The 14,532-nt window shown below is 72.6% G+C and carries 12 protein-coding genes; 5 read left to right on the top strand and 7 right to left on the bottom strand.

The window, feature by feature from the left end:
- Positions 1 to 39 precede the first annotated feature (39 nt).
- Entirely contained in the window at positions 40 to 408 is a 369-nt protein-coding gene (locus EV187_RS01585) for a hypothetical protein (protein ID WP_341272742.1), read from the top strand.
- A gap of 39 nt (positions 409 to 447) precedes the next feature.
- Here the strand turns inward: EV187_RS01585 and EV187_RS01590 are convergent, their stop codons facing one another.
- From EV187_RS01590 to EV187_RS18255, 5 genes are all read right to left on the bottom strand, one after another.
- Positions 448 to 1,899: a DUF5719 family protein gene (locus EV187_RS01590; RefSeq protein WP_130351287.1), complete on the bottom strand. Its 1,452-nt coding sequence runs from the start codon at positions 1,897 to 1,899 to the stop codon at positions 448 to 450.
- Entirely contained in the window at positions 1,889 to 5,002 is a 3,114-nt protein-coding gene (locus EV187_RS01595) for a glycosyltransferase (protein ID WP_165391066.1), read from the bottom strand. The genes EV187_RS01590 and EV187_RS01595 overlap by 11 nt, the downstream gene beginning before the upstream one ends.
- 126 nt (positions 5,003 to 5,128) lie before the next feature.
- On the bottom strand, positions 5,129 to 5,449 hold the full coding sequence (locus EV187_RS01600) for a WhiB family transcriptional regulator (RefSeq protein ID WP_130351289.1): 321 nt from the start codon (positions 5,447 to 5,449) through the stop codon (positions 5,129 to 5,131).
- Between the two features lie 203 nt (positions 5,450 to 5,652).
- Positions 5,653 to 6,621, bottom strand: coding sequence for a UDP-glucose 4-epimerase GalE (gene galE, locus EV187_RS01605; protein WP_130351290.1), 969 nt, complete (start codon positions 6,619 to 6,621; stop codon positions 5,653 to 5,655).
- 159 nt (positions 6,622 to 6,780) lie between these two features.
- Positions 6,781 to 6,930, bottom strand: a complete 150-nt coding sequence (locus EV187_RS18255) for a hypothetical protein (protein ID WP_165391067.1) — start codon at positions 6,928 to 6,930, stop codon at positions 6,781 to 6,783.
- An 85-nt stretch (positions 6,931 to 7,015) separates the two neighbouring features.
- On the opposite strand from EV187_RS18255, the gene EV187_RS01610 reads away from it, so the two are divergent.
- Complete coding sequence (locus EV187_RS01610) at positions 7,016 to 7,972, top strand: GlxA family transcriptional regulator (protein ID WP_130351291.1); 957 nt, start codon at positions 7,016 to 7,018, stop codon at positions 7,970 to 7,972.
- A gap of 25 nt (positions 7,973 to 7,997) precedes the next feature.
- Here the strand turns inward: EV187_RS01610 and manA are convergent, their stop codons facing one another.
- Positions 7,998 to 9,260 (bottom strand): mannose-6-phosphate isomerase, class I, encoded by a 1,263-nt coding sequence (gene manA, locus EV187_RS01615; protein ID WP_130351292.1) that lies wholly within the window; start codon positions 9,258 to 9,260, stop codon positions 7,998 to 8,000.
- 104 nt (positions 9,261 to 9,364) lie between these two features.
- Between manA and EV187_RS01620 the strand changes: the two genes are divergently transcribed.
- The 3 genes from EV187_RS01620 (at position 9,365) to EV187_RS01630 (ending at position 13,306) form a co-directional block, all read left to right on the top strand.
- Positions 9,365 to 10,543, top strand: coding sequence for an acyl-CoA dehydrogenase family protein (locus tag EV187_RS01620; protein WP_130351293.1), 1,179 nt, complete (start codon positions 9,365 to 9,367; stop codon positions 10,541 to 10,543).
- A gap of 82 nt (positions 10,544 to 10,625) precedes the next feature.
- The gene (locus EV187_RS01625; protein WP_130351294.1) at positions 10,626 to 11,981 is read left to right on the top strand and encodes an O-antigen ligase family protein; all 1,356 of its coding nucleotides are present in this window, start codon (positions 10,626 to 10,628) and stop codon (positions 11,979 to 11,981) included.
- Positions 11,978 to 13,306, top strand: a complete 1,329-nt coding sequence (locus tag EV187_RS01630) for an O-antigen ligase family protein (protein ID WP_130351295.1) — start codon at positions 11,978 to 11,980, stop codon at positions 13,304 to 13,306. Before EV187_RS01625 ends, EV187_RS01630 begins: the two co-directional genes overlap by 4 nt.
- A 30-nt stretch (positions 13,307 to 13,336) precedes the next feature.
- Here EV187_RS01630 and EV187_RS01635 read toward each other — a convergent pair whose 3' ends face one another.
- Positions 13,337 to 14,509, bottom strand: coding sequence for a glycosyltransferase family 2 protein (locus tag EV187_RS01635; RefSeq protein WP_130351296.1), 1,173 nt, complete (start codon positions 14,507 to 14,509; stop codon positions 13,337 to 13,339).
- Positions 14,510 to 14,532: the final 23 nt, after the last annotated feature.

A 14,532-nucleotide genomic window follows, 5' to 3' on the forward strand; every position in this document is an offset into this window, starting at 1 on the left:
TCCCCCAGGCGGCTCGCCCGGGACCGACACGGCCGCGGCATGCGCTCCGCGGTGACCGGGCCGCACCTCGAACCCATCCGCACCCGCCTCGACGAGTTCGACTTCACGGTCGCGACGACCGCGGCCTACCTGCGCGGCCTCTGGCCCGAACTCGAGGGCGTCGTGTTCGAGGTGGCCCAGGGTCCCGCCGAGGCGATCCACGGCGACCACGTCGACCGGTGGAAGGTGATGCACGACGAGCGGCGCATCACGTTCTACCGGCTGCCGATCGTGCGGTTCCTGCGCCTCCAGGAGGGCGAGGATCGCGAGGAGAAGCTCCTGGTCGAGAGCTGCGTGTTCCGCGCGGTCGCCGAACTCCTCGACAAGGATCCGTGGGAGCTCGCGCCCGGCCGCTACCGCCACCTCTGAGCGCGTCCTCGCCGGCATGGTCCGCCGGCGACGCCCGCATCAGTTCGGGTAGACGCGGATGGGCGAGTCGAGCGGGCCGGGCGGCTGGATCCCGAACGCGGCGAGCTCGTCGTCGCCGGCGAGCGACACCGTCGCGTGCAGCCCCGTCGTGCCCGTGAGTGCCACGGATGACGCGCCCCCGAGCGAGACCGAGAGCGCTCCCGCCGCCGGCACGTCGACGGTCCGCTCCGCGCCGCCCTCGACGAGCGTCACGGTCGCCGGGGCGCCACCCGGATTGAAGAGGTGCAGCGTCGGCGACGGACCGGGCGGCACGGCGATCACGGCGGAGTCCAGCAGGGGCGCCGTCGCGACGGTCCAGGCGAGGTCGGACGGTGCCGCGGCATCCGTCTGCCCCTCCGCGCCGCCGACGGTCGTGCGAGCGGCGGCGACCACCGGCTGGTCGGCCTCGATGCGCACCGTGTAGGAGCCCTCGTCGAGCACGCCGAGCGGCACGTCCGTCACGCTCCCGGGCTGGAGCGTGGCCTCGATGGTGTTGCCGCCGCTGCCGGACTCGGGGACCACGCCGATCGACACGTCGACGGTGCCCTCCCCCGGCGCGAACAGCCGGACCGCCGGGAAGTCGTCGCCTTCGGCGTGGTCCTCGGATGCCTCCACGCCGCCGGACTGGGGCACGACGAGCCCCGGGATCACCTGGCTCGTCGCGGGGGTGGCGGTCACGCCGGTGAGCTCGATGCCGGCCGGAGCGAGGCCGACGACCACGGAGGTCTCGAGGCTCGCCGCGATCGCGCCGCCCGTGCTCGTGACGTGCACCACCGGGGACGTCAGGTTGGGAGCCAAGCCCGCGAGCGACAGCACGCGCTGGCTGCCCGGCTGCACGATGATGCCGAGCGCCGACGGCGCTTCGACGGGCCCCGCCTCCCCGTTCACGCGCACGTCGACGGTCGCGGCGACGGCGGTGGGGTTCGAGAGCAGGACGAGCCCGCTGCGGCCGAGGTTGGTCGCCCCGGCCACCAGCCAGGCGTTCGCGACGGCCTCGCCGCACGCGGCTGCGGCGAATCCGCCGAGCGTCTCGGTCGACACGCCCTGGGACTGGGCACCGGCGAGCATGCCGGCGGCGACGCCGCCAGGCTCGGCGGCGACGGCGACCGGTGCGCCGTCCTCGGCCGCGTTGGGATTGCCGGGCGCCGCGAGCGGGACCTCCTCGAGCACGGCGTCGGCCGGTTCGGCCGCGGTCACGACGTCGGCCGAGCCGACCGACGATGCGGTCGTCGCGGCGGCTGCGTCCTCGCCGAGGGCGAGCAGCGGTCCGGGGCAGACTCGCTGCTGACGGCTCTCCGCGGGCTGCACGAGCACCGACGGGGCATCCGCCCGGTGTTCGGGCCACGGCACCAGCGCGGCGGCGGCGACCGTGCCGACGGCCAGCGCGGCCGCGGCGACGAATCCTGCCGCGCGCCCGCCGAGACGGAGCGCCCGCTTGCGATCAATGCGCATCGTCGTCCCCCTTCGGGTGCGCCCGCGGCTCGGCGTCGGGTTCGCGCTCGCGTTCGGCGTCGGCTGCCGGGTCGGGTACCGGCTCCGACGCGGCTTCGGTGCCGGTGGCGTGCGATCCCACGTCGTCGTCCGAGGCGTCGTCGACGGATGCGTCGTCGACGGATGCGGCGGCCTCGGCGGCATCCTCATCGCCATCGCCATCGCCGCCCGCATCGTCGACGGGCTCGACTGGCCCGGCACCGGCACCGGCGCCGAAGGCGGCAGCACCGGCAGCGGCGGCGGCGGTTGCGGCACCGCGCCGCCGGGGCATCCGCCGCGGTGCTCGCCGGTCGGCCTCGCGTCCCGCGCCGGTCGGGATCGACAGCAGCAGGGCCGCGCCGATCACGATCACCTGGATCGTCGTGATGAGCGCCCCGAGCCACCCGCCGGCGTCGTCGGGCACCTGGGCCGCCGCGGCATCCGGCTCTGCGGCCGCGAACCGCCAGAGCGCGCCGATCTCGGTCTCGCCCACCGCGACGAGCGCGGAATTACCGTCGAGGGCCGTGCGCGCCCTCGCCTCCGTCTGCGTGGCCTCACGGCCGTCGGGCGCCGGCGCCAGCAGCACGAACGAGGCGCCGAACTCGCGCATGGCCGCCTCGGGATCGAATCCGCTGCGGGACGCGAGGTTCCCCGCGACCGTGGCGAGCTGCACCTCCTCGTCGGTCAGCTCCGTCCGGGTCTGCGCGAGCGTCGACTGGTCGTCGAGGGTCATGCCCGTGCCGTGCTCCAGCGTGGCTCGCAGTCCTCCGTCGGGCTCGGGTTCCATGCGCAGGGTGGTCACGCGCGGATCGGCCTCCGCCTGGGCGACGACGTAGGCGGGAAGGGTCCGCTCGCTCGCCGGGGCCAGGGGCACCGCATCCGTCGCGATCGCGAACGACAGCGGAACCACCGCCACGAGCGACACGACCACCACGAGTGCACCGACGGCGGCCGCACCGCGTCGGAGCGCGTCGAGGGCGGACACCGAGGCGAGGACGAGCCCGAGCCAGGCGAGGCTCAATCCGGCGCCGGCCCAGATGGGCACGACCTGCGGTCCCACGATGGCGACGGACACGAGCGTGGCCGCGACCGCGGTGGCGTAGCCGAGCAGCACGGTGCCGAGGGCGAGCACGGCGCGGCGCCACCCGGGCGCGAAAGCCGACGCGAGCGCGGCGAGCACGAGCGGCACGACGAGCAGGGTGGCGACGACTCGCGGGTCCAGCGACGTCGTCGCCGTCACGAGCTCGTCCCAGCCGCCCCATCCACCGCTCGGCAGTCCGAGGGCGAGCTGCCATGCGGTCGGTTGCGCGCCCCCGACGGGCAGGCCCGGATCGGCGAGGAGTCCGAACGGCGTGCCGCGGCCCACCTGCTCGACGATCAGCGGCAGGGCGAGCACGAGGGCGGGGACCGGCAACCCCGCGAGTCGCACCGCAGCGCGGCCGCTCACCGCGAGCGCGACGATCCAGCCGACGATGAGGGCGGGAGCGAGGCTGGGCGCCGCCGCCACGACCGCGGCGAAGAGCAGCGAGGCCGTGGCCGCCGCCGCCCACGACGTGGCGGCGCCGAACACCGCGAACGCAAGCCAGCCGAGCAGGACGTGCGCGATCACGGCGCCCGGCCGGCCCTCGGCGAGCGCCGTGAGGAAGGGCGGGGAGGCGACCCAGAGGATCGCGGCGACGGCACGGAGCGATCCGCGTGCGGTGAGCCGCGAGGCGGCGAACCAGACGCCGATCGCGGCGGCGGGCATGGCGATGAGCCAGAGCAGCACCATGGCGAAGGACGGCGCCCAGAACGTGAACGATCCGAGCACTGCGAGCACGCCGTTGAACGGGTCGGCCGCGCCGACGAATCCCGTGCCGATGTCGCGCCAGCCGTACGCAGCGTTGCGCCAGAGCTCGGCGAAGCCCGAGAGCGGCAGCAGCCCACCGCCGCCCACGCCGACCGAGCCGATCAGCCACGAGTACAGCCCGACGGATGCGGCGGCGGTCGCGAGCAGCACCCACCCGCCGCCCGTGCCGATGAACTGCAGCTCGTGCGAGCGCCCCCGGGCCCTGGTGCGACGCGCCTCGGCTGCGGCCTGGCGCCGGCGGCGCACCTCGTCGGGCTGCAGCCGGAGCGGTGCGATCGCCGACCAGCCCACCGTCCGCGACGATGCCAGGACGCGACGCGCGCGGGCGACCCGAACGCCGGAGACCATGGTGGCCAGCGCCGCGCTGAACTCCCCCGGGATGGCGCCGGGCTGCTTCACCAGCAGCAGCCGGATCGACCGCAGGATCGCAAGCGGGAGGAAGCTCAGCCAGTGGAACGGCACGGCGGGCGCCGGCGCGTACGCCAGGCGGCGGTGCAGGGCGGCAGCGCGCGCGGCGCGGGTGTTGCGGCGACGCGTGCGCGCCCGTCCGTCGTCGGGCGGCCCCGCGACGCCGTCGGCGGCGAACCGCACGCGCGCCGCGGGCACGACGGCGACGCGATGACCGGCGAGGCGTGCACGGACGCCGAGGTCGAGGCCGTCGTCGACGGTCGGGAGCGCGGGATCGAGGCCGTCGAGCGACTGCCAGACGGTGTGCCTGACGAGTATGGCCGCCGGATCGAGGCCGAGCACATCGCTGAGTCCGTCGTGCTGGCCCTGGTCGAGTTCGCCGGCGACGACGGGGACGCTGCGGCCGAGGCGCGTGACGGTACGGCCGAATCCGGCGATTCGGCCCGGCTCGTCCCACTCCATGAGCTTCGGACCGGCCACGGCCACGGACTTCGCCGTCTCGAGCGTGGCGAGCAGCGCGTCCAGCGCCTCGGGTTCCGGCGCGGAGTCCTCGGCGAGCAGCCAGAGCGAATCCGCCTCCGATGCGGGCGCGTCGAGCACCCGTTCGCCCGCTCGCACGGCCTCGCCGAACGAGAGGGGCTCCTGCAGCGACACGACATGGGTGGCGCCGGCGGCGGCGCTCTGCGCGCGCGCCTCCGTGTCGGCCTGCGCGAGCACCACCACGAGCGCGTCGGGTGTGCGCACCTGCGCACGGATCGCGTCGAGCGTGCGCCGGAGATGGTCGCCGCCGTGGCGAACGACGAGGACGGCGGTGACTCTGGGGAACATCGGGGCCAGCCTAAGCGGCCCCCGGCGCGGCATCCGCAACCCGGCCGGGCGCGCCACGAAACGATCGGATCCCCTCAGGGCCGGCGCGCCGGTCCGACGCGACGTCGGTGTCGCGTCGGACGAGGCTCAGACCGCGCGCTTGCGGAGCTTGCGGCGTTCGCGTTCGGAGAGCCCGCCCCAGATGCCGAATCGCTCGTCGTTGGCGAGCGCGTACTCGAGGCACTCCCCGCGCACTTCGCATCCCGTGCAGATCTTCTTCGCGTCCCGCGTGGAGCCGCCCTTCTCGGGGAAGAACGCCTCCGGATCGGTCTGCGCACACAGCGCGTCGCTCTGCCATGCCAGCGGATTGTCGTCGCCGGCCCCCTGCCGAACCCCCGGAACGCCCAGCCTCACCGGATCGACGAACCAATCGTCAGGTACTCCAGAACGATATTCAGGATTGCCCATATCGTCTCCCACCCAGTTGTACCGACCACCCAGAGGGTGTGTCACGACCAATTACACCGGTGTAATTCGTGAGAGTCAAGTCGCAGATCGTAAACCCTCAAGCGGCCGTCGAGGCTTCATCGCGCTCGCGACACGCCGACGGCGTTCCGCAGACGTTACCTTCGGGTCGCCGATCACGCTCGCGGACGGACGCGTGGACCGGATCAGGCGTCGGGCGCGGCGCGGCGGGCCTCCCATGCGCTCTCCACCATCTGGGCGAGCGAGTGGCGCATGCGCCAGTCGAGGTCGCGTGCGGCGAGCTCGCCGGAGGCGACGATCCGGGCGGGGTCGCCGGCGCGGCGCGGGCCGACCTCGGGAGCGAACTCGATGCCCGTGACGGCCGCCACCGCGCGCATGATCTGCCCGACCGAGACCCCGTCGCCGGAGCCCAGGTTGTAGACGGGCTCGAGGGGCTCGCCCGCGTCGAGTCTGCGGGCCGCCACGACGTGCGCGGCGGCGAGGTCGGCGACGTGGATGTAGTCGCGCACGCACGTGCCGTCGGGCGTCGGATAGTCGTCGCCGTTGATGCGCGGCGTACGCCCCTCGATCAGCGCGTCGAACACGAGCGGGAAGAGGTTGTGCGGACTGGGGTCGAACACCCGCGTGGTGCCCGACCCGACGACGTTGAAGTAGCGCAGGCTCGTGTGACGCAGGCCCGTGGCGCGCGCCTGGTCGGCGAGCAGCCATTCGCCGATGAGCTTGGACTCGCCGTACGGCGACTCGGGGCGCTGCGGCGTCGCCTCCGTCACGAGGTCGACGTCGGGCGTGCCGTACACGGCCGCGCTCGACGAGAACACGATGCGATCGACGCCCGTCGACTCCATGGCCGCGAGGAGGGTCGCCGTGCCCGTGACGTTCTGCTGGTAGGTGTGGAGGGGGCGGCTCACGGAGACGCCCGCGTACTTGAAGCCCGCGAGGTGCACGACGCCCTGGACGTCGTGGTGGCGGATGGCGGCCTCGAGCGCCGGCCCGTCCAGGATCGTCCCCTGGACGAACGGGGTGCGCGGCGGGAGGAACGCGTGCCGACCGGAGGACAGGTCGTCGACCACGACGGTGTCGATGCCCTGCTCGGCGAACGCCCGCACGACGTGCGACCCGATGTACCCGGCGCCTCCGGTGACCAGCCAGCTCATGTTCCCGCCTCCCGCCCGCGGGAGGTCCGCACGCTCAACCCGATGGTATCGGGGAGGCGGGAGGGTCGGTCGCGGCGCTCACGCCCCTGCGCGACGGTCGAGCGGCCGGACTCCGCGGGCTCGGGAGGGCGCACGCCATCGGCGCGACTCGAGGCCCGGTCAGACCGTGCGAGTCGGCAGGTTCTCGGCGTGCCGGTTGCGGTCCCGGATCTCAGGGCGGCCGTAGCCGTCGGTGTCCAGGCGGAGCACCGTGGCGAGGACGCCCCAGATGGCGAGTCCTGCGATGACGAGGAACACTATCGTGGTCATGGCAGTTAATGTACTCCTTGCGACATCCTGCCGGAAGTGGCAGAGTAGCCACCAAACGACCTATTCCTGCCATCCGGAGGATTCCGTGCTCCAGACCATCGCCTGCATCGCCCTCCCGCAGATGGCGCCGTTCGAATTCGGCGTGATCTGCGAGGTCTTCGGCATCGATCGCCGCGAGCACGGCGGGCCCACGTTCGACTTCCACGTCGTGGCCGCCGACCCCGGCCCCATCCCGACGAAGCTCGGATTCGACGTCGTCGTGAAGGAGGGACTCGAGTTCGCCTACGAGGCCGACCTCGTCGCCGTGCCAGCCTCGCTGGTCGGCTCGCCGGCCGACGAACGCGTGCTCGACGTCATCCGCCACGCCGTCGACCGGGGCGCCTGGGTGCTCTCGGTGTGCTCCGGCGCCTTCACGCTGGGCTACGCCGGCGTGCTCGACGGCCGGCGGTCGACCACCCACTGGATGTACACCGACCGGATGGCCGAGCTGTTCCCGAAGACCGACGTCGACCCCGACGTCCTCTTCGTGCAGGACGGCAAGGTCGTCACGGGCGCCGGCACCGCGGCCGGCATAGACGCGGCCCTGCACATCGTGCGCACCGAACTCGGTGCGAGCGCGGCGAACATCGTCGCCCGCCGCATGGTCGTGCCGCCGCAGCGCGACGGCGGACAGTCGCAGTTCATCCAGACGCCGGTGCCGGAATGCCAGAGCGATTCGTTCGCCAAGGTCACCGAGTGGATGCTCGAGCACCTCGACCACGACCTCACGGTCGACCTGCTCGCGCGCAAGGCGCTCATGTCGCCCCGCACGTTCGCCCGCCGATTCCGCGCCGAGACCGGCACCACGCCGAACGCGTGGCTCAATCGCCAGCGGCTCCTGCGCGCCCAGCAGCTGCTCGAGGAGACCTCGCTCTCACTCGAGGAGGTCGCCCGCGAGACCGGGTTCGGTGCGGCCGCGGTGATGCGCCACCACTTCCTGAAGGTGCTGCAGACGACGCCGACGCAGTACCGTCGCCTCTTCGGCCTGCGCGCCGCGAGCTGACCGTCGGGCCCGCTGAGCGGCGTCGTCAGTCGGCGGATGCCGCGGGCGAGCCGGTCGTGGCGATCCAGGCGATCCCATCCCCCGCGACCGCCAGCCCGCCCTCGTCGGGCGTGACGTAGACGGCGTCGCCGCGCGCGACGGACGCGGCGCCGCCCGCTCCGCGGAGCCGCACCTCGCCCCCCTCGGCGAGCACGATGGCCGGGCCGTCGAGCGGCACGACCGGGGCGTCGGCCCCTGCGGCATCCGCCTCGACGCGGTAGAGCACGAAGTCGGGCACGTCGGGCCGGAACGCGACCACGCCCGGCGCCACCGGCTCGGGCTCGAGGCGCGGCGGTGCGATCGGGGTGAAGTCGAGCACGTCGAGCAGCTCGGTCACGTCGATGTGCTTCGGCGTGAGCCCGCCGCGGAGCACGTTGTCGCTCGCAGCCATCAGCTCGATCCCGAGCCCCGCGAGGTAGGCGTGGATGTTTCCGGCGGCCAGGTACAGCGCCTCCCCGCGGCGCAGCCGCACCCGGTTGAGCAGGAGCGAGATCACGACGCCGGGATCGCCGGGGTAGGCCTCGGCGAGCGCGCCGACCGTCTCGAAGGACAGCGCGTACGGCGAGCTGCGGGCGGGCTCGGATGCCGCGAGCAGGGTGATCCGCTCGGTGACCCATGCGGCCTCGCCCGTGTCGCCGCCCCGTCCGTCGCGCAGGAGCCACTCGACCGTGTCGCGCAGCGGATCCGGCGTGCCGAGCCGTGCCGCGAGCAGGTCGAGCGCCCCCGGCTCGGGCTCGTCCTGCGCGGCATCCGCCGCCCGCAGCACCGCGAGCACGCCCGACACCTCGTCGAGCGGGCGGAAGCCGGACAGCGCGTCGAACTCCTCGCTCAGGGCGACGATGAGCTCGGGCTTGTGGAACGGATCGCGGTAGTTGCGGTCGTACGCGTTGATCGGAATGCCCTCGGCCTCCTCCCGGGCGAACCCGGCGCGCGCCTGCTCGGGCGTGGGGTGCGCCTGCAGCGAGAGCGGCTCGGCGGCGGCGAGGAGCTTCAGCAGGAAGGGCAACCGCGGGCCGGCGTCGGCGAGGCGCGCGCCGAGCGCCTGCTCGGGGGCCGCCGCGATCCACGAGGCGAGGTCGGCGTGACCGACGGATGCCGCGTCGACGACGATCGCGGGCGATCCGGCGTGCGCACCGAGCCACAGCTCCGCCTCGGGCGATCCCGAGGGCGCGACACCGCGGAACTCCGCGATGGCGGCCGTGGAGCCCCAGGCGTACTCGCGCGGGCTGTTGCCGATCGTCACAAACATCCTCGGTGGTCCCTTCCCAGACTTTGGGTCCAAACTACCAACGGCTTCATCGCCCGCCGCGTCCCGCCCTAGGCTCGACGGATCCGACGACGCATTGGAGCATCATGACGTTCGAGCCGCTCGCGAGCGACTTCTACTCGTACGAATCCCTTCTCAACGACCGGGAGCTGGCCGCCATCGCCGAGCTCCGCGCCTGGCTCGAGTCGGAGGTGCGGCCGATCGTCGCGGGCTACTGGGATCGTGCCGAGTTCCCGGCGCAGATCGTGAAGCCGCTCGCCGAGCTCGGCGCCTACTCGTTCGCATGGGACGAGACGAAGCCGTTCGAGAACTCCGCCGTCTTCCGCGGGTTCATCGCGATGGAGCTCGCCCGGGTCGACCCGTCGGTCGCGACGTTCGTCGGCGTGCAGAACGGGCTCGTCAACGGCACGCTCAGCATCTGCGGCTCGGCCGAGCAGCGCCGGGAGTGGATCCCCAGGATCGCGAGCGGAGAGATCGTCGGCGCGTTCGGCCTCACCGAACCGCTCTCGGGCTCCGACTCGGCGCAGGGGCTCCGCACCACCGCACGGCGCGACGGCGACACCTGGGTGCTGAACGGTTCCAAGCGGTGGATCGGCAACGCCACGTTCTCGGACATCACGATCATCTGGGCGAAGGACCTCGCGGATGGCCAGGTCAAGGGCTTCATCGTGCCGACGAGCACCCCCGGGTACCACGCCACGAAGATCGAGGGGAAGGTCAGCCTCCGCATGGTGCAGAACGCCGACATCACCCTCGAGGACGTCGTCGTGCCCGAGTCCCACCGGCTCCAGAACGCGAACTCCTTCCGGGACACCGCCGCCGTGCTCCGCCTGACCCGCGCGGAGGTCGCCTGGGCGGCCGTCGGCACGGCGGTCGGCGCCTACGAGGCGGCCCTGACGTACGCGGGCGAGCGCGTGCAGTTCGGCAAGACGATCGGCTCGCACCAGCTCATCCAGGACCTCCTGGTGAAGAGCCTCGGCAACATCACGGCGTCGCTCGGCATGGTGATCCGGGTGTCGGAGATGCTCGACAGCGGCGAGCAGCGCGACGAGCACTCCGCGCTCGCGAAGGCCTACGCGACGGCGCGGATGCGCGAGACCGTGGCGTGGGCACGCGAGGTCGTCGGCGGCAACGGCATCGTGCTCGACTACGACGTGGCCCGGTTCTTCGCCGACGCGGAAGCGCTCTACTCCTACGAGGGGACCCAGGAGATGAACACCCTCATCGTGGGCCGCAGCATCACCGGCAGGGCCGCCTTCGTGTGAGCCGCGAGACGGATGCCGCGCCCCATGCAGCGCGCGGCATCCGTCACCTGGCGGCGACCGCGCGCGCGATAGCCTTGGAGCCATGACCACCGGCCGACGTCGCACGCTCATCGGCGCCTACGCGACGTTCGCGCTGTTCACGGTGCTGGCCGGGCAGTTCTGGCGCAACCTGCTGGGCTGGTGGGGGTTCGCGGCGGTCGCGGCGGTCGTGATCGGCGGCGCGGTCGCGCTGCTCGTCGCGGAGCGCCCCGCATGGCGGTGGCGGCGGGTGCCGAAGTCCACCATCGCGTTCCTGATCATCGCGACGGCGTCCCTCGCGTGGTCGTACTACCCCGCGGCGACCCTGCTCGGACTCGCGATCACCCTGTCCACGACCCTCGTCGCCGTGGCCCTCGTGCTGTGCGTGCCGTGGACGCGGATCGTCCGAGCGGTCGGCGGCGCCATCAAGTGGATCCTCGCGCTCTCGATCCTGTTCGAGCTGTGGGTCGCGATCTTCGTGCGGGAGCCGGTGGCGCCGAACTTCACCGACTACGGCGACGACGCGCCGATGGCGTTCTTCTGGTCGCGGGGGCTGCTCTTCCAGGGCGGTCCCATCGAGGGCATCGTCGCGAGCCGCAACCTCCTCGGCATGATCGCGCTGCTCGGGCTGATCGTCTTCGGCTCGCTGCTCGCGGCCGGGAGCATCCGGCGCGCGCAGGGCATCGGCTGGCTCGTCGTCGCCGGCGCGGTCATGCTCCTCACGCGATCGGCGACCGTGATCCTCGTCGCCGTGGTCGTGCTCGTCGCCCTCGGCTTCGCCCTGTGGGCGAGGAAGGTCGGACCCGACCGGCGCCGCGGCGTGTACTGGGCGGCGGCCGGCGCCCTCGTGGCATCCGCAGCCCTGCTGCTCGTCTTCTGGAACGCCCTGCTCGCCGTCTTCGGCAAGAGCGACGACCTGACCGGGCGCCTCGACATCTGGAACGCCGTCATCGGCCTCGCGCTCGAGCGCCCGTGGTTCGGCTGGGGGTGGATCGGCTACTGGCAGCCATGGGTGGAGCCGTTCGACGGGCTCGCGGTGCGCAACGGCGTGGAGTACCTGCAGGCGCACAACGCGTGGCTCGACGTCTGGATGCAGCTCGGCATCGTCGGCCTCGTCGCCTTCGCCTCGATCGCCGTCGGCGCGCTGTGGCGCTCGTGGTTCCTGGCCGTCGACCGGCCGAGGGACGACGCGGGTCTCCCGCTCCCCCATTCCGCCGCCGCGCTCGTGCCGCTCCTGCTCCTCGTCGCCCTCCTCGGCCAGAGCCTCGCCGAGAGCCGCATCCTGATCGAGGGCGGTTGGCTGCTGCTCATCGCGATCGCGTGGTCGACGAAGCAACGGCAGTGGGCGGCCGAGCCCCTTCCCGCAGAGCCGCCGCCCGTCCCCGCATCCCGGATGCCGCCGCCCGAGGGGCGGCGATGACGGATCCCGTCGCCGGGGGGCACCTCGCCCGCGCCCTGCGCGACTTCGCGGGTTCCGCGCGGTTCGCCCAGGCACTCGCCCTCCTGGTCGTCGGGTTCGCGTTCTCGACGCACGCCGTGCGGAGCCTCATCGGATGGCCCGGCCTGCTCGCCGCGCTCGCGGGCCTCCTCACCCTCTGCGTGCTCTCGCTCATCGCGAGGTGGCGGGCGGTGGAGTGGTACGGGATCCTGCCGATCACGATCCTGGTGTTCGTGGGGTGGTGCGCGGCATCCGTGCTCTGGAGCAACTTCCCCGGCGCGACGGCGATCCGGGTGGTCTACCTCATCGCCTTCGCCTTCCTCGGCGTGTACGTCGCCCTCATGCGCGACACCATCCAGATCGTGCGCGCGTTCGGCGACGTGATGCGCGTGCTGCTGGGCGCGTCGCTCGCGCTCGAGGTGCTCTCGGGCATCCTGCTCGACGTCCCGCTCGCGATCCTCGGGATCCAGGGCGACCTCGCGTCGCTCGGGCCCATCCAGGGGCTGTTCGGGTCACGCAACCTGCTCGGCTTCGTCGCCCTCATCGCCCTCCTGACCTTCGTCGTGGAGTGGCGCACCCGGATCGTGCCGCGGGGGCGTGCCATCGGATCGCTCGTGCTCGCGTCGCTGTGCCTCGTGTTGTCGGGATCGCCGACGACCTGGGCGGCGCTCGGGGTCTCGCTGCTGGCCCTGGCCGCGCTCTACGGCCTGCGCCGCGCCACGCCCGCCACGCGCTGGCGGTGGCAGATCGCGCTGCTCGTCGCTGCAGTGGTGGTCCTGGTGACCGCATGGATCTTCCGCATCCGGATCATCGAGCTCCTCGACGCGCGTGCCGAGTTCGACGTGCGCCTCGACGTCTGGCGGGAGCTCTCCCGCTACCTCAACCTGAACCCGCTCCAGGGATGGGGCTGGGTGGGGCTCTGGCCGGATGCCGCGCCGTACACCTGGATCGAGCTCGCGACCGGCCGGCCGCATTCGTCCGCGCTCAGCGCCTACATCGATGTCTACTTCCAGGTCGGCGTGATCGGCCTGCTCCTGTTCGTCGGCCTCGTCGGGGTGGCCCTCGTGCGAGCCTGGCTCCTCGCCTCGACGCGGCGGAGCGTCGTGTACGTCTGGCCGGCGCTCATGCTCGTCGTCATCGCGGTGACGAGCTTCGCCGAGAGCTTCGCCCTCGGCGAAGGCGGCTGGATGCTGCTCGTCGTCTGCGCCGTGAAGGCGGCACGGGACATGAGCTGGCGCGACGCGCTGGCGACCGGTCGGCCGCCGCCCCCGACGGTGGAGCGGATCGAGCAGCTGCCCGGCGGCTGACTCGCTCCGGGCGGGGTCTTCCCGTCGGGGTCACTCCCGTCGGAGCCCGACCTTCAGCGCACCGAGGAACATGCCCGCCATGATCGTCTGCGCCCCGAGCATCATGAACAGGGCGGCGAGCACGGCGGTGCGGAGGGTCGACGACGGGTCCTGTGCCCCGAACCCCGATGCCGCCCACACCGAGAACTGCCAGATCGCGATGCCCAGCCCCACGAGGAACAGGAACAGGCCCACCAGCGCACCGCTCTCCAGGCTGATGCGCTTCTCGAGTCGGTCGAAGTTCCGGGAGCGGGGGATGTTGAACCCCTCGTGCTGCGCGTAGATCTTCGTGAGGATCGCGAACAGGATCGCCTGATAGCCCACGACCGCGAGTGCCGCGAGGTAGATCTGGCTCGACACGTCGAACCCGACGTCACCCAGCTCGACCGGACCGATCGCGAGGAGGAAGGCGCCGAGGAATCCGACGAAGAACGCGACGACTCCCGGGATCAGGAACAGCCAGCGCGGGCTGAAGATCAGGAGGAACCGGAGGTGGCGCCAGCCGTCGCGCCAGCTGCGAAGGTGCGGCGGGCGGCTGCGGCCGTCCTTGTCGAGCGTCGTCGGCACCTCGGAGACGCGGAGGCCGCCGAGCGTCGACTTGACGACGACCTCGCTGGCGAACTCCATGCCGGTGGTCTGCAGGTGGAGGTTCAGGATGGATCGGCGGTTGAATCCGCGGAGGCCGCAGTGGAAGTCCCCGATCGGCGACCTGAACAGCACCTGACCGATCCAGGAGAGCACCGGGTTGCCGAGGTACTTGTGCAACGGGGGCATCGCGCCCTCGGCGATGCCGCCCTTGAAACGATTGCCCATCACGAGCTCGTCACCGGCGCGGAGTCGCTCGACGAACGGGTCGAGCTTCGAGAAGTCGTAGCTGTCATCGGCGTCGCCCATGATCACGTACTCGCCCCGCGCTGCTTCGATGCCGCCCATGAGGGCGCTCCCGTACCCCTTCGCCGGGACGTCGACGACGCGGGCGCCGTGCGCACGCGCGATGTCCTGGGAACCGTCGGTGGAGCCGTTGTCGGCGATGATCACCTCGCCGACGACGCCGCTTCGTGCGAGGTAGCCCTGCGCCTTGTCGATGCACACGGCCAGCGTCTCGGCCTCGTTGAGGCAGGGCATGACGATCGAGAGCTCGATCGCATCGGTGGAAGTCGGCATGTCGGGGTCCTGTCGTACGGCGG

Origin of the sequence: Agromyces ramosus, assembly GCF_004216665.1 — a bacterium.
GTDB lineage: Bacteria > Actinomycetota > Actinomycetes > Actinomycetales > Microbacteriaceae > Agromyces > Agromyces ramosus.

Excerpts from the sequence above, each read along its gene's own strand:
- EV187_RS01585 (WP_341272742.1), top strand. The coding sequence starts at position 40 with ATGCGCTCCGCGGTGACCGGGCCGCACCTCGAACCCATCCGCACCCGC.
- EV187_RS01590 (WP_130351287.1), bottom strand. The coding sequence starts at position 1,899 with ATGCGCATTGATCGCAAGCGGGCGCTCCGTCTCGGCGGGCGCGCGGCA.
- EV187_RS01595 (WP_165391066.1), bottom strand. The coding sequence starts at position 5,002 with ATGTTCCCCAGAGTCACCGCCGTCCTCGTCGTTCGCCACGGCGGCGAC.
- EV187_RS01600 (WP_130351289.1), bottom strand. The coding sequence starts at position 5,449 with ATGGGCAATCCTGAATATCGTTCTGGAGTACCTGACGATTGGTTCGTC.
- galE (WP_130351290.1), bottom strand. The coding sequence starts at position 6,621 with ATGAGCTGGCTGGTCACCGGAGGCGCCGGGTACATCGGGTCGCACGTC.
- EV187_RS18255 (WP_165391067.1), bottom strand. The coding sequence starts at position 6,930 with ATGACCACGATAGTGTTCCTCGTCATCGCAGGACTCGCCATCTGGGGC.
- manA (WP_130351292.1), bottom strand. The coding sequence starts at position 9,260 with ATGTTTGTGACGATCGGCAACAGCCCGCGCGAGTACGCCTGGGGCTCC.
- EV187_RS01620 (WP_130351293.1), top strand. The coding sequence starts at position 9,365 with ATGACGTTCGAGCCGCTCGCGAGCGACTTCTACTCGTACGAATCCCTT.
- EV187_RS01625 (WP_130351294.1), top strand. The coding sequence starts at position 10,626 with ATGACCACCGGCCGACGTCGCACGCTCATCGGCGCCTACGCGACGTTC.
- EV187_RS01630 (WP_130351295.1), top strand. The coding sequence starts at position 11,978 with ATGACGGATCCCGTCGCCGGGGGGCACCTCGCCCGCGCCCTGCGCGAC.
- EV187_RS01635 (WP_130351296.1), bottom strand. The coding sequence starts at position 14,509 with ATGCCGACTTCCACCGATGCGATCGAGCTCTCGATCGTCATGCCCTGC.